Genomic DNA, 18674 nt, shown 5'->3' on the forward strand with positions numbered 1-18674 from the left:
AGAGAAAAACCGGCAAACTGCGCAAGCACTTTCATGATTGGAGTGAAGATGGTCCGCTTCGACGACTTGGCGCTGTTCGTGCGCACCGCGGCGCTGGGCAGTTTTTCCAATGCCGCGCGCGAGGCCGACCTGCTGCCTGGCCAGGTCAGCGCGGCAGTGGCGCGGCTGGAGCGGGCGCTGGACCTGCGCCTGTTTGCGCGTTCCACGCGCAGCCTGCGGCTGACTGCGGAGGGAGAGCAATACCTGCCCTATGCACGGCAGGTGCTGGAGCTGCTGCGCGATGGGCGCGAGCAGGTGCGCGGGCACGACACCGAACTGCAGGGCGTGCTGCAGGTGACCGCCCCATCGGATCTGGGCCGCAATGTGCTGCTGCCGTGGCTGACCGAGTTCCGCGCCGCGCATCCGCGTCTGCGGCTGCGCCTGCATCTGTCCGACCAGGTGGCGGACCTGTACCGCGCGCCGGTGGATGTAGCGTTCCGACTGGGGCGTATCGACGATGCGGAGCATGTGGCCCTGCCACTGGCGCCGCACAACCGGCGGGTACTGGTCGCCGCGCCGACCTATCTGCAACGGCACGGGCAGCCGGCCACGCTGGATGCGCTACGCGAGCACGCCTGCCTGCTGTATCTGCTGGCCGGGCGCGCCTACGACCGCTGGCAGTTCGAACTGGAGGGACGTCGCCACGTGGTACCGGTGCGCGGCGCGATGCTGTGCGACGACGCCGATATCGTGCGGCGCTGGGCGGTGGCAGGCGAAGGCATCGCCTATAAATCGTGGCTGGATGTGTGCGCCGACGTGCAGGCAGGGCGCTTGCAGGTGCTGTTTCCTGACTGTGGCGACCGCCTGCCGTTGCACCTGGTGTGCCCGCATCGCAAGCAGTTTTCGCCGGCGGTGCGGCAGCTGCACGCGCTATTTGCGCAGCGCTGCCAGGCGATGACGGCGTTGTACCCGCAGGCGTCCGCGCATTGAGCTGCTGCGCTGTGCGCTGGAGATCGGTGCGTTGGGTGGACGCGTTCGCTTCGATAAGCCCGGTGTCATGGGCTACGGGCCGGGAGCTTCCCCGGTGCAAGGTGCACCCGCGTCGGTCTTGGAGCCGGCATCGGCCAGAGCCAATGTCGGGTGGAAGACGAAGCTTGGGTTGCGATGCAGATGCACTCGCAACGCTGCACAGGCCTGCGCGATTGCCGTGCGCGTTGAGGTGCCCGTCACTGCCAGGCTTCTAGCCTGCCTGCATGACAGACCGACGCTTACCGTCGATGCAGCGCTATGGCAATCGTGAAGGCCATTCAGGCGTGGTGGCCTACGCGTTGGCAGACGACGCGATTGCGGTGCGCTTTCGTAGCGGCGAAACCTATGTGTACACCGCCGACAGTGCCGGCGCCGACGTGGTGGCGACCATGCAGCGCCTGGCCAAGGCAGGCCGCGGCTTGAGCACGTATATCAGCCAGAACGTGCGCGACCATTACGCGGGCAAGATTGAGTGATAGGCCAGCGGCGACGAGTTAGGTGCACGCGTCGATCGACATGGCGGCACAAGTGCTCAATGCTCACCGCAGCGCTTGCTGCCGTTGCGCAGATACAAGCAGCGGCGCTGCTGCAATGATGCGTCGACCGGCTCATACACCGCAGCGCAGTGCAACGGCGCATCGGTCTCGCTCACCCACACATCCATCCCCGGGCGCCTATGCTGGACATCTACGGAAAGCCGACATCGATTAACGTGCGCAAGGTGCTGTGGCTGTGCGACGAGTTGGCGCTGGACTACCGCTTGCACGCCTATGGCAGCGGGTTCGCCCCAGTCGACACACCCGACTTTCTGGCGCTCAACCCGAACGGCCTGGTACCGGTGATCGGCGATGGCGCGCTGGTGTTGTGGGAGTCCAATACCATCTGCCGTTACCTGGCTGCACGCTGCCGGCGCGAGGATCTGCTGCCGACCGCGCCGGCCGCGCGTGCCTTGGTCGAACAGTGGATGGACTGGCAGGCCACCGAACTCAACACTGCCTGGCGCTACGCGTTCATGGCCACCGTGCGTGGCAGCGCGGCGCATACCGACCCGCACAGCATCGCCGCCAGCGTGTCCGAGTGGAACCGGCACATGGCCATCCTGGACGCGCAACTGCAGCGCGCGGGGCCTTACGCACTGGGCGCGGACTTCACATTGGCCGATATCGTGCTGGGCCTGTCGACGCAGCGCTGGTTCGCCAGTCCCATCGAGCGTCCACCGCTGCCGGCAATTGCCGTGTATTACGCGCTCTTGCAAACGCGGGCGGGCTTTCAGCGTCACGGCTGCAGTGCGCCTTAAATGCGACATACGACGACGGCGCGGTAGATGCCGGACCCTGCAGTCGCGTGTGGCATGCAATGGTTGGTCGGCATCGCCGTTACGGCGGCTTCCTTCAACGGAGCGTGCAGTGCTCCTTTGTCGATATCCGTAGCTATGGCGGTTATTGCAAGACTGGACATCGGCTTGTTGTGCAGTTGGGTAGTTGGGTAGTTGGGCAGTTGGGCAGTTGACTGCAGCACGGCATGCGCAGCTCTGCGCATCGCCACATCGGAGGATTCAACAACGCAGCGCTCGCAATGCGTACGCGCAGCAGATCTGCATCCAGCAAGACAGCGTGGGGTGCTGTGCATGCACGCACATCGCGTTGCATTGACTTGGGCATGACCTTGGCTTGGTTAGGGTCGTTCTCTGTTCCTGCGAGGCTAGCCGATGACCAACGCCACCCGTCAAACCCGCCTGTTTGCGCTGGGTCTGTTTGCCTTCCTGGGCACCTTTGCAGTGACCGTGTGGTCGTTGATGCGGCCCTATGGCACTGCGTATTTTTTCCCGGTGCACTTTTTGATCGGCGCGGGGCTGCCCTTTCTGGTGTACGCAATTGGCGGTACGCGGCTGTGGTTCTGGATCGGGATGGGCATCACCGCCGTGGTGCTGCTGTGGTTCAACTTCTGGGGCCACGACGCCGGCGGTGCAGCGCCGCAGGTGCTGGACTGGAGCCATTTTGCGGCCGGCGTGGTGGGGCTGGCCGGCGCATGGGCCGTGCAATTGATCTATCGTCACGTGCGCCCGCCGCACCGTCCATCCATCGAATAGCGAGCAGTTTGCGGCGGCTGCAAGCGCGTGGATCGCGTGCGGTAGGCCGTAGGAACGGCGCACGGCCGGCGACTCATCGCACGTGGCTGGATGGCCTCGCACCAACGGCGGCTGGGTCGGCAAGTGCACCCATTGCAGGCCACGGTGGCGCGCCGTTGCAATGATCGCGGCATGACGCCTGCTGCTTTGCCGCGCGTCGCCACCCTGCCCGCGTCGGCCGCATGACCTTGGACAGATAGCTTTGCTGCGGCGCGTTGGGCGACACTCGGGAATTCTTTTGCTTCTTCGAGGTCCGCATGTCGTCTTGGCTCAGGCGCAAATCCATCGATCAGGTCACCGTGCACGAGGCCGGCCGGCAACTGGTGCGCAGCCTGAGTTGGCCGCATCTGATCGCACTCGGTATCGGCGCCATCGTCGGCACCGGCATCTACACGCTGATCGGCGTGGGCGCGGACAAGGCCGGCCCGGCAGTATTGCTGTCCTTCGTTGCCGCCGGCATCGTCTGCGCCTGCGCAGCGCTGGCGTATGCGGAAATGGCCACGATGATGCCGGCCGCCGGCAGTGCTTACACCTACAGCTACACCGCGCTGGGCGAGAGCATCGCCTGGGTGGTGGGCTGGAGCCTGGTGCTGGAATATTCGCTGGTGGTCAGCACCGTGGCGGTGGGCTGGTCGGGCTATTTCGTCGGGTTCCTGCAGTGGTTGGGGGTCAATCTGCCGCATGCATTGATTGCCGGGCCGCACGCCGGCGGCATCGTGAACCTGCCGGCGGTGGTGATCACTTTCCTGGTGGCGGGCATGTTGATGGCCGGCACCAAGGAGAGCGCCACGCTCAATGCGGTGCTGGTGGTGCTGAAGATCATTGCGTTGGGTGTGTTCGTGGCGATTGCCTTGCCGGCGTTCAACAGCGCCAACCTGCAACCGTTCATGCCGTACGGTTTCTCCAAGGCGATGAGCCCGGATGGCGTGGAGCGCGGGGTGATGGCGGCCGCGGCGATCATCTTCTTTGCGTTCTACGGGTTCGATGCGATTTCCACCGCGGCCGAAGAGACCAAGAACCCGGGGCGCGACCTGTCGATCGGCATCGTCGGTTCGATGATCGGCTGCACGCTGATCTATGTGCTGGTGGCGTTGTCGGCGGTGGGTGCGATGAGCTTCACCGTGTTCGGCAAGAGCCCGGAGCCGTTGGCCTTGATCCTGCGCGAACTGGGCCATGGCAAGGCGGCGTTGGTGATCGGTGCGGTGGCGATCATCGCGCTGCCGACGGTGTTGCTGGCGTTCCTGTACGGGCAGAGCCGGATCTTCTTTGTGATGTCGCGCGACGGGCTGTTGCCGCGCGGCCTGTCCAAGGTCAACGCACGCACCGGCACGCCGGTGGCGATCACGCTATTCACGGCGGTGCTGGTGGCGGCGTTGGCGGGTGTGGCGCGGCTGGACGAGATTGCCGCGCTGGCCAATGCCGGCACGTTGGCCGCGTTTACGGCGGTGGCCGCATGCCTGCTGGTGTTGCGCGTGCGCGAGCCAACCCGAGCGCGGGCATTCCGCACGCCGCTGGCCTGGGTGGTGGGACCGGTGGCGATCCTGGGCTGCCTGTATCTGTTCTGGAGCCTGCCGAGCACCACGCAGGGCTGGTTCCTGGTGTGGAACGCATTGGGCGTGGTGGTCTACCTGGCCTATGGGCGGCGCAATAGCCGGCTAAACCAAGCGGGGTGAGGCGTTCCAGGAATGCCGAATGAATCGCCAGGCGCCTTCAACAGTGAATCATCGATAGGAAGGTCTTGGCGGTAGTAGTCATGTGCTGCGCGGTTGCCTGCCAACACGCGTGCTGACCAATCCCTTCTCCGACCGGGACATAGTCCCCTTCATGGGGAAGAAGGTGGCCCGAAGGCCGGATGAGGGTACGGGCGAAGCTTTGTGATCCAGCTTGGTCAGTGGCTTTGCCCGGTACCCTCACCCCTACCCCCGCTCCGCGCCCCAGCCCGCGCTTGCGGCGCGCACGCTGTGCCTTTTCGCCCCGATGAGAGAGGGGCTTTCATCCGCCGCTCCGATGGTCAGGGGCATCGTCTGCGGATCAGGGTCAAGTGCTGGTCACTGCGCTGCTGCAGGCGTGGCGCAGAACGAGGTCGGGAGTGCATCCGCTTGAGTGCCCCAGCCTTGCGTAGGTGCCTGCCTGGTGAGCGCAAACGACACCGTGCCACCCTGCTGCAACTGCGCCCAGTCCAGGAAGACCTTGGTCTGCGGTTTGCCGTTCAAGCGCACGCCTTCCACGTATTGCAGCGCGCGGCCATCGGCGCCAGGGGCGTCGATGCGCAAGCGTTTGCCGTTGCCCAGGTCCAGCGTGGCGCGTTTGAAGCGCGGGGTATGCAGCAGGAATTCGCCGCTGCCCGGCACTGCCGGATACAGGCCTAGCGCGCTGAACAGGTACCAGGCCGACATCGTGCCGAGGTCGTCGTTGCCGGTGACGCCATTGGGCGCGTTGGTGAACAACTGCTGCGCGGCGCGCACCACGGTGGCGGTCTTCCACGGCTGGCCGATCAGCGTGTACATCCACGGCGCATGCAGGTCGGGTTCGTTGTTGGGGTTGTAGCGGTACTGGTTGTAATAGCTATACGGGCCGACCACCCAATGCGTGCGCGCACCATTGAGCGGGTCCTTGAGCAGGTCCTCGTAGGCGAAGAAGGTGTCCAGGCGTTTGCCTGCCTGTTCGCTGCCCTGCATCGCCTGCAGCATGCCGGGGATGTCCTGCTGCACCAGCCACTGGTATTGCCAGGCGGTGCCCTCGTGGAAGCCGTGCTGCGAGCGTGGGCTGTACTGGTCGTTGGACGGCGCGTACCAGCTGCCGTCTTCCAGCCGTGGACGCGGGAAGCCGGCAAAGCCGGTGTCGGCATCGCGCACGGTGGCGTCCCAGACGTGATGCCAGTTGCCGCCGCGCGCACGCAACTGCGTGCTGTCGTCGGCATGGTCCAGCGCCTGGGCCATCTGTGCCAGTGCGCAATCGGCCAGCGCGTATTCCAGCGTGGCCGAGCCGCCGTGGTGCGGGTCCACGTCCATCCCCTTGGACGGAAACGCGCGGTCGTATTGCACGAAGCCGTTGGCGAGATAACTCGCGTTACCCGAGCGCCCCGCATGCCGCGAATTGATCGGCGGTTGGCCGAAGGCATTCTGGCGTAGCGCGGCGTAGGCCTCGGCCTCGTTGCCCTGCAGCGCGCCGAAGCGCCACAGGTCGACCAGGAAGGGCGTCACCGGATCGCCGGTCATGATGTTGGTGTCGTAGTTGGCATAGCCCCAGCGCGGCAGCCAGCCGCCCTGCTGGTGGATGGCCAGCAGCGAGCGGCCGATATCGCGCGCGCGCTGCGGGCGCAGCAGGGCGAGCAACTGGTTCTGCGAGCGATAGGTGTCCCACAGCGAAAAATACTCGTAGTAGGTCCAGCCGTCGGCGCGGTGGATGGCATCGTCGTAGCCACGGTAGCGGCCATCGGCATCGCTGCCGGTGAGCGGTTGCAACAACGCGTGGTACAGCGCGGTGTAGGCCACGCTGCGATCGTCTTTGCTGGCACCGTCCAGCTGCAGGCTGGCCAGTTCCCTGCGCCAGACCTGCTGCGCGCGCTGGCGCATCTGCTCCAGGCTCAGCAGCGTGCCGCCCTGCATGCCATCGGCGCGTAGATTGCTGCGTGCGCCTTCGGCATCCACGTGCGAGATGGCGCTGACCACGGTCACTGCACGCGCGTCCTTGCCGGTGCCCAGCGGGAAGCTGAGCCAGGCACCATTGGGTTTGAGTTCGCCGCCCATGCCGTGGCGCGCGCCGGGCACGCCGCCGTCTTCGCCCCAGATGCCGTGCGCGGTGAACGGGCGATTGAATTCCAGCCGGAACCAGGTGGTGTATTCGTGGCCCCCGCAAAAACTTTGCGTGACCAGCTTGCCTTCGACCACGCGGTCGCCGACCAGCTGCACCTGGCTGCCGATCACCACGTGGCGGTCATTGGCCTGGGCCACGTTGACCAGCACATGGCCGGTGTCGGCACCGGGCGCGAAGGTATAGCGCTCGACCGCGGCGCGGGTGAGCGCGCTGGCTTCGGCATCGATGCCGCCGTAATCGGTGAGCCGCACCTTGTAGTAGCCGGCCTGCCCCACTTCGCCCTCATGCGTATAACGCGCGGCGTAGCGTTTCTGGTCGAAGGCCTTGGCATCGGCGGTATCGAAGTCGCCGCCGGGGCCGATGCGGCCGGTCACCGGCAGGATCGACACCTGCCCGCCCTGTTCCCAGCATCCGGCGCCGGACAGGAACGAATGCCCGAAGCCGCGGATGCTGGGGTCGTCATAGCGCCAGCCGGCGTAGTGCGCACCGATCGGGCTGACCTGGACCAGGCCGAACGGTGCCGATGCACCAGGGAAGGTATTGCCGTCGTCCTTGCTGCCGATGAAGGTGTTGACCTGCGCCGGGTCCTGCGCAGCCAACGGGCCGGCAAGGGTGACACCGAGCAGGAACAGGCCGGCGGCGGCGCGGCGCCAGAACGGCGGCAGCGCGGCACGTGCGGTAGAACGGTTGGGCGGTACGACTGACAGCATGCAGAACACCTCGGGGGAGAGGGCGGCCGAAGCCGCAGGTGGAATGCGCGCGCCCGCCGCTGCAACTCGCAGCGACCGACGCACGACAAGCGTGCGCGCAAGACGATGACACCACGTGCCGGCATTGGCACGCACCCTGCTTCCAATGCGGGATGCGGCGTCCGTCAGCATTCGACGAGGCCAATGCGCGCGCTGGGGAGTGCCCGGCTCAAAAATCGAACACGTATTCTGCCGCGATCTCGCGGCCGACCGGGCTGAACAGGCGGCTGTTGTAGAACTCGTAATCAAGCTTGTACGGGTCCTTGTGGTTGTAGCCGGTGCTGTTGAAGACGTTGTTGACGTAGAGGTTGAGTTTCATCGCCGGGGTGATGCGGTAGCCGAGATTGACGTTCCAGGTGATCGCCGGGCCGACGCGGCCGTAGTACTTGCGCGTGCTCTGGCCGAAGGTGGGGCTGGCCGGATCGGTGTCGGTGCAGCCGGCGCGGTCGTCGGGCACACCGCCATCGGCGAACGGCACGCAGCCACCGGGGTTGTCCAACCGGTCCAGGCCCCAGTGCGAGCGCACGCCGGGCACCGCGCCGACCCGGTCGCCGTAGACGGTGGCGTTCCAGTTGCCGTACAGCCAGTTGATGCTGCCGCGCAGCTTGCTGCGGATGTCGCGGTCGCGGCGCTCGGGGTTGGGGTCGGTGCGGTAGGTCTGCTCGCGCATCGAACGCAGGTTGGTGTAGTCGAGCCCCAGCTGGAAATCGCCGACGCCGGTTTTGAGCTGGTAGCGCGCCGACAGGTCGATGCCGCTGACATCGCGTTGGGCCAGGTTGATCGGGCCGCGCTCGATGGCGGTGATGGCACCGGCGGCGTTGCGCTGCACACGCGCCAGGATCGAGGCGCAGTAGTCGGCGCCACCTGGGTTGGACCAGGCCTGCCCGGGAGTGATGGTCAGCCCGGTGCGGCAGCCGGCTTCGTCGCGCAGGATGGTGGTCTCGTCGATGTCGCGGATTTCCTCGTTCAGGTGGATGCGCCAGTAGTCGGCGGTGAAAGAGACATTCTCGAACGCGTCCCACACGAAGCCCACCGTCCACGAGTTGCCCAGCTCCGATTCCAGGTCCGGGGTGCCGCGGCGGTTGATTGCGAAGGGATAGGTCACCTCGGTGTTGTCGCCGGTGCAGTTGTTGGTCTGGTAGGCGCCGCTGGCAATGCAGCGATACTGGTCCTGGGTGCGCACCTGCGCCGAGCTGGGCTGGCCGAGCAGGTAATGCATGTCCGGCGCACGAAAGCTGGTGGCGTAGCTGCCGCGCAGCAGCAGGCTATCGATCGGCCGCCATTGCAGGCCGGCGCTCCAGGTGGATTCCTTCTGGGTGCCGATGTTCAGCAGGTTGGCGTCGTCGTTGAAGGCTTTGTAGTCGCCGTACCTGTCGTAGCGGCCGGCCAGGGTGGCGATGAGCGTGGTGGTCAGCGGCACGCTGAACTCCAGGCCGCCCGAATAGCGGGTGCGCTCGCCGCCGCCGCGGTCCACGTTCTGCACCTCGTAATCGACATTGGCACGCGGGTCCGGGTTGAGCCGGTAGCCTTGCTGCGCGGCTTCGACCACGGCGGCGAACTCGATCGGCCCGGCCCAGCCCTCGAACAGACGGCCGCTCAGGCTCAACGCGCCTTGGTTGACCCAGGAGGCGGCGCGGTTGACCGAATGCGCGCCGATCTGCGCGTACTGGCCGGGCGTCAGCGGGGTCCACCAGCGCGTGCGGTCCAGCGCGTAAGCCGGCAACCCATCCACCGTGCCCTGCTGCGGGCCCAGGAAATAGGCGTTGGCGCGCTGCCAGTCCACCGTGGAGATGCGCTCCTGCACGCGGTAGTACGAGCGGCCCAGCGAGGCCTCCCAGTCGAAGCGGTCGTCGGCCAGGGTGCCGCGCAGGCCGACACTGATGTCCCAGGAGCGCTCGCGGTTGCGGTTGCGCAGGCCGGCCTGGCTGCCGACTTCGGCGGCGGTGAACTGGCGCACGCCGATCAGCTGCTGGCCGCTGGTGACGTCGTAAAACGCCGGGAAGTCCAGCCCGGCCGGGAGCTGCACGTAGGGCGGCGAGGTGCCCCACTGCGCTTCGGAGTCGAACACCGCCAGGTTGGTCCAGGCCTGCGCGCCGTTGCCGAACTCCCAGGTGCCGTACAGATACCCGGACAGGTCCTTGCTGCCGCTGCGCAGCAGCCATTGGCCGTAGTCGGCGCTCAGCCCGCACAGCTGGCCGGTGTTGGTGGTGACGCCGGTATTGCGGTTGTAGAGCAGCCGGTCGGCCAGGTAATACTCACCGCCGAACTGGTCGCAGGCGCCCGGCGGCGGGGCCTGGCGGGTGCCGGTGGCGTTGTCGATCAACGCAATGCCGCTGCTGGGACGAAAGCCGACCCGGCGCTGCTCGGTGGTCCAGGCGCTGTAGGGCGCGTCGCTGGCGTCGTCCATCTGGGGGCGGTCGCGGCCAAATAACGGGTCGCGGCTGGTGTATTGCAGCGCGTAGGTCACGCTCCAGTTGTCGCCGGTGCGCCCGCCGGCCCAGGACACGTCGGCGGTGTCGCGGCCGCCCTCCGTGGAGGTGCCGCCGCGCATGCGGAACTGGTCGCCGCTGTAGTTCTGCTTGAGGATCACGTTGACCACCCCGGCAATTGCGTCCGAGCCGTAGATGGCTGAGGCGCCACCGGTGAGCACTTCCACCCGGTCCACTGCGGCGGCCGGGATGTTGCTGTAGTTGGAGACGTTGCTCTGGCCGTTGTAGGGCAGCGGGTAGTCCGCGACGCGGCGGCCATTGACCAGCAGCAGGCTGCGGTTGGGGCCGAGGTTGCGCAGGTTGAGCGGGCTGGCGTTGGGCGTATGCGAGCCCCAGCTGACGTCCGCTTCCACCGTGCCGATGGCCTGGTTGAGGGTGCCGAGCATGTCGTAGACGGTGGTGAAGCCCTGGGCACGGATTTCCTCCGAGCCAATGATCTGCACCGGCGCCGGGCCTTCGGCCTGCACACGCTTGATGCGCGAGCCGGTGACGGTGACGGCGTCGAGTTGTTGCGGCTCGGCGGCCTGTTGGGCCAGCGCGGACAACGGCGACAGTGATGCGAGCAGCAGCGCCTGGGACAGCACGGTGGGGCGGCAATGGCGGAAAGCGGTCATTCAAGCGTCTCGTCGAGGGTGGTGGTGCGACGGAAAGACAACGTCTTTTCAAACACTTGCGGGGGATCTGATTAATTAGATCGATCTAAATTCGTGGTGCTCTATGTCACGTGTTGGCAAAGATTAAGCAATCGGGAACATCTGCTGCACACCGCGTCGCAGCAAAGCCGGCGGACTCTAGCGGCCGTTTACTGAGAGAATGCTTTTTGTATCAATCGCTTGACGCGTTCAGCCGACCGCGCGAAAGAATGTGCCAGTCGTACTAACGGATGAGGTCGTCTCGGTACAGCCGAAGGCCTCCGTGTGGCTGCTTCTCCGGGGTGGTCGGCTTGGCTTTCCACTTGCTCAGACGGTGCGCCGCGAATGGCAACGACCTCGCCCAGTGTCTGGCCCCTCTCGCCGCAAAGCGGTTGATCGGCGCCGCAGTCGCAAGCGGGTCAGACGTCTTCCGGCAACCAGGATTGCCAGCGCGCGGGCGGCCGATGCGGGCCAGACGCACGGCCTGTGGAATGCCGCGGCCCACACGTGGTGTTGCGCAAACAGATGCTGCAGAAACGCGCGGTTGTTCGGGCAGCTGGGTGGGCCCGGGGTCTGCTGCCCTGGAGCGTGCCGGTCGGGGCCGCGGCAGGCCGGCACATGCCCAGCGTCTGTCGCCCATAAAAAAGCCCGGTCATCTGACCGGGCCGGGCGACACGTTGACGGCGGCGGGAGGGGCCGGCGCAAACGTGTTGCAGTTGCTTCAGATCCAGCGCATGCCTTCGAACGGGTTCCAGCTGGTGCTGCCTTTGACCTTGTCCAGGTAGTAGGCGTAATTGGCGACCATGCCGGTCAACAATGACATCGGCAGCCACAGCACGTTCTGAAACGCGGCGGGCAGGAACGAGGCCACGATGCCCACCACCAGGCTGATGCCGATCAGGCCCAGGGCCTTGCGCCACAGACCGATGATGAAGAAATAGATGAAGCCGAAGAAGAAGGCATAGAAATTCATGCCGATCTTGACCTTGTCCCCGAAGCTCAGGGTCTTGAGCGCTTCTTTGTAGGCCGGCTCCTTGGGGCCGCCATGGCGGTCGAAGAAGTCGAAGCGGAACTGCCACTTGGGGCTGAGCTGGGTGCGGTCGAAGGTGTCCATTCCAATCCATGTAGTTGAAAACGGTTACATGATAGGCGATCGCGTATTCAGCGGCACATGTTTTTCAGCGAACTCATCAATAGTGTTGGCCGTCACTGCGGGCCGGGGTTGCCCGGCCGGCCCCACCGCCGTGTGAGGCGGCCGCTAACGCTGCTGGCTGACCCCGGTGCCGCGCCGCGCGCGGCGGATGGCGTAGAGCGAATGGTCGGCCCGGTCGACCACTGCGGTGAGTGCTTCGCCGCCCTGGCGCAAGGCGGTGCCCAACGTGAACTGGATCGGGGCATCGTCGCTGGCGGCCGTGTAGGTGCGCAGCAGCTCCTGCAGCTGCTGCTCGCTGGCCTGGTGCAGCAGCACCAGAAATTCATCGCCGCCCAGCCGAACCAGGTGGTCCTGGCGGCGTAATGGAGCGTTGAGAAACCAGGCCATCTGCACCAGCACTTCATCGCCGCGCTGGTGACCATAGGTGTCGTTGACCAGTTTGAACTTGTCTAGGTCCACCACCACACAGCCCCAGCGCACGCTGGCATCGCGCTTGTCCAGATCGTCCAGAAACCGGCGATTGAAGCAATTGGTCAGCGGGTCGGTGAACGACCATTCCAGCAGTTGTTTTTCCTGCTGATACTGGTTGGTGACGTCCTGGGCGTGGGCCAGCACGATAGTGGCGTCGGCTTCCACGTCGAGCACGTTGTGGTATTTCCAGTGGCGCAGGCTGCCGTCGCTGGCCATCAGCTCGATGACTCCCGAATCCTGGCCGTCGAGCACCATGCGCGACAGGTAACCGCGCAGGCCCTCATGCCGCTCCGGGCGGATCAGCTCGAACAGCGACAGCCCTTCCATCTCCTCCACGCTGCGGCCCAGCGAGCGCGCGGCCGCCGGATTCACGCTGACCAGCCTGCCATCCATGTCGTGGGTGCAGATCAGCCCCAGGCTGTACTGGAACATCTTGCGGAACTTGCGCTCGCTGGCGGCCAACGCGTCCACCGCGCGATGGCGGTCGGTCACGTCCTGGATCGCGCCGATCAGGCGCATGCGGCCCTCGACGTGCTCCACCGCACCGGTGCTGTGCACCCACAGGCGGCGCCCGGTGCTGCTGATCAGCGGCAACTCCAGATCCCAGGGCGTGCCATCGCGCACGCAGGTTTCCACCGCCTCGGTGATCACCGCACGCGCTTCCAGCGGATAGAACGCCACCGCCTCGCCAAGCGTGGGCTGGTAGCCCGGCGGCAGATCGTGCAGCCGGCAGGTTTCATCCGACCAGGTCAGCGTGCGGCTGCCGACATCCACTTCCCAGCCGCCGACGCCCGCCACCCGCCCGGTGCGCTCCAGAAACGCTTCGCTCTCGCGCAGTCGCTGCTGGAGTTGGGTGTTGATCTCGGCGCGCTCGAGCATCACCCGGCGCTGCTCCAGACCTTCGGCAGCCACCTTGGCCAGCTGCTGCAAGGCCGCCAGCTGGGCCGGCTCCAACTGACGCGGGCGCTGGTCGATCACGCATACCGTGCCCATGCGCAGCCCGTCGGGCAGCACGATCGGGGCGCCGGCGTAGTAGCGGATGCCGGGCGCCTGGGTAACCAGGATGTTGTCGTGGAAGCGCGGATCGGCCGGTGCATCGCGCACCTCCATCACCGCATCGCCCTGGATGGTGTGGGCACAGAACGCCAGTTCGCGCGGCGTTTCGGACACGCCCGGCAGGCCGATGTTGGCCTTCCACCATTGGCGGCGTTCGTCCACCAGCGACACCAGCGCGATCGGCGTGCCGGCAATGGCCTGCGCGGCCGCGGCCAGGGCATCGAAGAACGGTTCGGCGGCGGTGTCGATCACCTGCAACAAGGCCAACCGCGCCAGACGCTGCGCTTCATCGGTGCTGGCTGACACAACGGTATCGCGCTGATTCAACGGCAAGCTCGCTCGCACCTGTGCAATCGGCCCAGTCTAGCGGACTAGGCATAAGTGCCCATCGGGGCTTCCGTGCGCCAGCACACAGGATGCGTTGCCGGTGCCATGCTTGCGGTGGCGCCTGCTTGGTTTCTCCCCGATCGCTTATTCGCCGGAGTCGGCAGCAGACCGCGGCAACAGCGCGGCCCCTACTTGCAGCGCGGCCGCCACATTGCGTGCCGTCATGCGCACATTGCCGGCGGCGTCGGCCAACGCTTGTTCCAGGGTGCAGGCACCGGGCACCACCGCAAACATCGCGGCGATGCCTTGCACATGCAGCTGTTCAGCGCCGCTACCCAGCGACCCGGCAATGGCGATCACCGGCGTACCGTGCCGCTGTGCCAGGCGTGCCACGCCGACAGGGGCCTTGCCACGCGCGCTCTGGCTGTCGATGCGGCCTTCGCCGGTGATGACCAGGTCGGCGTGGGCGATCAGCGCCTCCAGGCCCAGCGCCCGGGCGACAACCTCCACACCCGGACGCAACTGCGCGCCTACGAAGGCCACCAGCCCCGCGCCCAGCCCACCGGCCGCGCCGCCGCCCGGCAATGCGTGCAGGCGCACGCCCAGGTCGCGTTGCAGCACATCGGCATAGTGCTGCAGATTGGCGTCGAGCTGGCGCACCATTGCCGGCGTGGCGCCCTTCTGTGGGCCGAACACCGCCGAGGCACCGGTTGGGCCGGTGAGCGGGTTGTCGACATCGCAGGCCACCTCGATGTGGCAATCCTGCAGACGTGCATCCAGGCCGGCGATGTCGATGCGCGCCAACGCCGCCAGTGCACCGCCGCCGGGCCCGATCGGCGCGCCATGCGCATCCAGCAACCGCGCACCCAGCGCCTGCGCCATGCCGGCGCCGCCATCGGTGCTGGCGCTGCCGCCAATGCCGATGATGAAACGCCGCGCGCCGGCATCCAGCGCGGCCAGGATCAACGCGCCCACCCCGGCAGTGCTGGCGTGCAGGGGCGCGCGCTGCGCCGGCGGTAGCAGCGCCAGGCCGCTGGCGGCGGCCATTTCGATCACGGCGGTGCCGCCGTCGCCAGTCAGGCCGAAGAAGGCCGGCACCGGCGTGCCGAGCGGGCCGTTGACCGTGCACGCGATCACCTGCCCACCCGTGGCCGCGACCAGCGCGTCCACAGTGCCTTCGCCACCATCGGCCATGGGCACCTTGGTGTACTGCCACGCCGGAAACACCTCGCCAAACCCGGCTTCGATCTGCGTGGCCACCTCGCGCGCGGACAGGCTTTCCTTGTACGCATCCGGGGCGATGACGACTCTCACAAACCGCCCGCCTGCAGGAGACCACACGAGCCGGCCGTGCCGATGCGGTGTGGCGGTGCCAGCTGCAAGGTGCGGCGCATCGCCCTAGCTCGCCTTGACCTGCCTGGTCGCGTAGTCCTGCGCCTGTTGCATCACCCGCAGCAGGTTGCCGCCCCAGATGCCGGCGATCTGCTGCTCGCTATACCCCTTGCGCAGCAACCAGGCGGTGATGCGCGGGAGCTTGGAGACATCCTCCAGACCGACCACGCCACCGCCGCCGTCCCAGTCCATGCCGATGCCCACATGGTCGGGCCCCACTACGGAAAGCACGTGCTCCAGATGGGCGAAGAAATCCTCCTCGGTGGCGCGCTTGATCGGGTAGCGCGCATCCAAGTCCTGGAGTGCGGCGCTCAGGGCGGTGCCGTCGGCGATCTTGACGTGTTCCCAACCGCCGTACCGGTCGGTCAACGCCTTTTCGGCGGCCTTGCGCTCGGGGCTGGCGCCGCTGTCGACCAAATAGCCGCCATAGGAGTTCACCTGGATCACGCCGCCGTGTTCGGCGAGCACCTTCAAGCGTGCGTCGTCGATATTGCGCGGATGGTTGAAGACCGCACGCGCGCCGCTGTGCGAGAGCACGATCGGCACTGGCGAGAGCGCGATCAACTGATCGAACACCGCATCGGAGGCATGCGATTGATCGATCACGATGCCCAGTGCCTGCGCCTGCTGTACCAATTGCTTGCCGGCCGAGCTCAGGCCCTTCCACTCCGGCCCCTTGGGGTCGGTGGCAGAGTCAGCGAACTCGTTGTTGAGAAAATGCACCGTGCTCATCAGCCGCAACCCTTGCGCGTAATAAAAGCGCAGCAGCGTCGGGTCGGCCACCAGCGGGCTGGCATTTTCCATGCTGATGTACACCACGCGCTTGCCGTCGGCCTTGATGCGTGCCGCGTCGGCAGGCGTGGTGGCGAAGGCGAAGCGCTGCGGTTGTGCGGCCACCAGCGCGTGGATCTTCAGACCCGCATCGCGGTCGTCCAGGTGCGCGGCCGCACTGCGATTGCCCTGGCCGGTGTAGACCGCCCAGAAGCCGCCATCGAGCGCACCGTCGACCATGCGCGGGTAATCCACCTGCGACAGACGATTGCCGGCGTGGGCCTGCAACATATCGAAGTCGGCGCGCTCCAGATTGGCCGGCGTATCCAGGTGCGAATCCAGCGTGACCAAGCGTTTTTGCAGCGTAGTGGCGCGTGCCAGTTCGGCCTTGGAAAACTCCAGCGCGTGTGCCGAGCCAGCCAGGCTCAGCAACACGGCCACACACAGCAGTTGCAGGTTCATGCGCACTCGCAGACAGGTGGGGTGATCCGATCATAGCCGCAGCGCGTCCGCGCGCTGGCCGCGTGTCGTGCAGGCCAACGTCCTCTTCCTGGCCCCCACAAGTTCAATCAGCGCCACACCACGAGCGCCGAATACGTTGCAGTTATGAAAAATACATCGTCAAAGCAATTGCGCAGTGGTCGGCGCTACGCACACTTGCCCGGCCGTCGCTGGCGGCATGCCCCCACTCCCGATGCCCGCATGCCGTGCTTTCAGCGCGCGAGGTGCGGGTGTGCGCAACACCTTTCCTCATTGACGAGGCTCCTCTATGTCCATCGCATCGCGTGCGCTGCCCCGGCGCTTGCTCACCCTTGGTTTGATCGCCGCCGGCCTGGGCGCGGCGTCCAGCGCCAGTGCTGCCTGCACCGCCGGCAGCTGGGTCGCGCGCGTCAACGAAGCCGGCATGCCGCCGGTGCGCTACGAGACCGCGCATTTTGCATTCCGCTGGAACGGTGACGGCGTGTCGGACGCGGACGTCCGCGCCGCCGGCGCGCATCTGGAAATGGTCTGGGACACCTTCATCAACCGCCTGCAGTTTCCCGAGCCGTTCTGTACTGTCGCCACCAAGTACAAGGCCAATCTGCATCTGGACCCGAGCTTCGGCCTGAGCGGCGGTGCCACTGGCAGCGGCGGCATGGGCATGTGGATGGCACCAGGCGGCCTGCGCGATCACTGGGGGCTGGCGCACGAGCTCACCCACGCCTTGCAGTACCAGGCCGGCGGTTTGCAGGAGTCCGAATACACCGGCTGGATCTGGGAATCGCACGCCAACTGGATGACCCATCAGCTGCCGGAATTCCACAGCAGCGACGTGCATTGCTCGACCATGCTGGTGAACTACCCGCACGTGTATCTGGGCTCTACGCGCGACCGGTATTGCAACTGGCAGTTCATGGAATATCTGAAGAACCGCTATGGCTACGCCATCATCAACGACATGTGGAGCAAGGCGCCACGCATCGACAACCCGGCGCGTCGCACCGCCGATCCGTTCTCGGTGATCAAGGCCAACATGGGCTGGACGCAGTCGCAATTGAACGATGTGTTCGGCGATTGGGCCATGCGCAACGTCAACTGGGAGTACACCAACCCCGATGGCAGCGACCAGGGCGCGCTGTATCGCGCGCGCTACGGCAGCAATCTGTCGTTCGACCCGCAACGCACCCAGGACTGGGACAACCGCGACCGCGCGCTGCGCATGACCGTGCTCGACCCGGTGGCCGGCCAGGCCAACCGCTACCGCGTGCCGTTCGAATGGGCACCGCAGCGCTGGGGCTACAACCTGGTGCAATTGATCCCCGCCAGCGGCGCCACCAGCATCCAGGTCGCGTTCGAAGGTCAGGTGCAGAGCGCGCCGGCGGTCACCAGCTTGCCCGGCCTGCTCAACGACCCGACCAGCATTCCCATGCCTGCCTCGGACTGGCGCTGGGGTGTGGTGGCCATCGACAGTGCCGGCAAGGCGCGTTACAGCACGCTGCAGCGCGGCGCCAAGGCCAGCGTCAGCATGCCGCTGAAGAGCGGCGACCGCGCGGTGTATCTGATGGTGATGGGCGCGCCCAGCACCATGCAGCAGATCAAGTGGGATCAGTCCTACTACGCGATCTACCGCTACCCGTGGAGCGTGACGCTGACCAATGCCGCCCCGGCCGGCAGCCAGCCCAACGCGCCCACCCCCACTCCTGTGGGACGTCGTCATGCCAACGGCGGCGGTTGGGTCGCCAACACCGCCAATGTCGCCTCCACCGCCTACGTCGGTCCGCGTGCCCGCGTGCTGGCCGGCAATGTGCTGGGCAATGCGCGCATCGATGGCCGCGCCACGGTGATGGGCGGCACGGTGCAGGGCAATGCCGTGCTCGGTGGGCTCACCGTATGGCATCCGGGCGCCACCATCGGCGCCACTGCGCAGGCGCATACCGTGTTCATGGGCCCGGGCGCGTTCGGCGCCATCAACGTCGGCGGCACCGCGCAGCTGCGTGGCGATATCGAAGAACAAGGCGCCTCGCCCACGCAGGGCGTGTTCTACGGATTTGTCGATCCGGCCACGATGACCAACCCGGAGTTCGGTGTAGACCTGCGGCAGGCGGTGCCGGAAATCACCGCGCGCCCAGCTGGTTGGTGATCTGGCACAGCTGCGCGCGGCAGCTGCGCATCAGCGCAAGAAGACTCTACAGACAGGCCAGG

The 18674-nt window shown here is 66.4% G+C and carries 12 protein-coding genes; 6 read left to right on the forward strand and 6 right to left on the reverse strand.

All coding sequences use genetic code 11. From position 1 onward, the window contains the following. Positions 1 to 48 precede the first annotated feature (48 nt). The 5 genes from BJD12_RS12390 to BJD12_RS12410 all read left to right on the forward strand — a co-directional run bounded on the left by BJD12_RS12390 (position 49) and on the right by BJD12_RS12410 (position 4809). Positions 49 to 969 (forward strand): LysR family transcriptional regulator, encoded by a 921-nt coding sequence (locus BJD12_RS12390; RefSeq protein WP_039422804.1) that lies wholly within the window; start codon positions 49 to 51, stop codon positions 967 to 969. Positions 970 to 1256: 287 nt separating this feature from the next. After that, positions 1257 to 1484 carry a hypothetical protein gene (locus BJD12_RS12395; protein ID WP_005997993.1) on the forward strand — a complete coding sequence of 76 codons (228 nt, stop codon included), beginning with the start codon at positions 1257 to 1259 and terminating at the stop codon, positions 1482 to 1484. Positions 1485 to 1684: 200 nt separating this feature from the next. Beyond that, positions 1685 to 2305 carry a glutathione S-transferase family protein gene (locus BJD12_RS12400; RefSeq protein ID WP_005997991.1) on the forward strand — a complete coding sequence of 207 codons (621 nt, stop codon included), beginning with the start codon at positions 1685 to 1687 and terminating at the stop codon, positions 2303 to 2305. 411 nt (positions 2306 to 2716) lie between these two features. Further along, positions 2717 to 3097 (forward strand): hypothetical protein, encoded by a 381-nt coding sequence (locus BJD12_RS12405; protein ID WP_005997988.1) that lies wholly within the window; start codon positions 2717 to 2719, stop codon positions 3095 to 3097. Positions 3098 to 3393: 296 nt separating this feature from the next. After that, positions 3394 to 4809 (forward strand): amino acid permease, encoded by a 1416-nt coding sequence (locus tag BJD12_RS12410; protein WP_039422792.1) that lies wholly within the window; start codon positions 3394 to 3396, stop codon positions 4807 to 4809. A gap of 375 nt (positions 4810 to 5184) precedes the next feature. Here the strand turns inward: BJD12_RS12410 and BJD12_RS12415 are convergent, their stop codons facing one another. The 6 genes from BJD12_RS12415 to BJD12_RS12440 form a co-directional block, all read right to left on the reverse strand. Then, complete coding sequence (locus BJD12_RS12415; RefSeq protein WP_005997985.1) at positions 5185 to 7662, reverse strand: GH92 family glycosyl hydrolase; 2478 nt, start codon at positions 7660 to 7662, stop codon at positions 5185 to 5187. Positions 7663 to 7870: 208 nt separating this feature from the next. Continuing rightward, the gene (locus tag BJD12_RS12420) at positions 7871 to 10804 is read right to left on the reverse strand and encodes a TonB-dependent receptor plug domain-containing protein (RefSeq protein WP_005997983.1); all 2934 of its coding nucleotides are present in this window, start codon (positions 10802 to 10804) and stop codon (positions 7871 to 7873) included. Positions 10805 to 11543: 739 nt separating this feature from the next. Beyond that, on the reverse strand, positions 11544 to 11936 hold the full coding sequence (locus BJD12_RS12425; RefSeq protein WP_005997981.1) for a DUF2628 domain-containing protein: 393 nt from the start codon (positions 11934 to 11936) through the stop codon (positions 11544 to 11546). 144 nt (positions 11937 to 12080) lie between these two features. Then, a complete protein-coding gene (locus BJD12_RS12430) occupies positions 12081 to 13829 on the reverse strand; it encodes a sensor domain-containing diguanylate cyclase (protein ID WP_005997980.1) in 1749 nt (582 codons plus the stop codon). 144 nt (positions 13830 to 13973) lie between these two features. Beyond that, positions 13974 to 15143, reverse strand: a complete 1170-nt coding sequence (locus tag BJD12_RS12435; protein ID WP_058564183.1) for a glycerate kinase — start codon at positions 15141 to 15143, stop codon at positions 13974 to 13976. An 84-nt stretch (positions 15144 to 15227) separates the two neighbouring features. Further along, complete coding sequence (locus tag BJD12_RS12440; RefSeq protein ID WP_005998384.1) at positions 15228 to 16454, reverse strand: dipeptidase; 1227 nt, start codon at positions 16452 to 16454, stop codon at positions 15228 to 15230. Between the two features lie 307 nt (positions 16455 to 16761). Between BJD12_RS12440 and BJD12_RS12445 the strand changes: the two genes are divergently transcribed. Continuing rightward, positions 16762 to 18612 (forward strand): Svx/AvrXca family virulence/avirulence protein, encoded by a 1851-nt coding sequence (locus BJD12_RS12445; RefSeq protein ID WP_074059387.1) that lies wholly within the window; start codon positions 16762 to 16764, stop codon positions 18610 to 18612. The last annotated feature ends 62 nt before the right edge of the window (positions 18613 to 18674 follow it).

It is taken from the genome of Xanthomonas vesicatoria ATCC 35937 (genome assembly GCF_001908725.1).
In the GTDB taxonomy this organism is placed as follows: Bacteria; Pseudomonadota; Gammaproteobacteria; order Xanthomonadales; family Xanthomonadaceae; genus Xanthomonas; species Xanthomonas vesicatoria.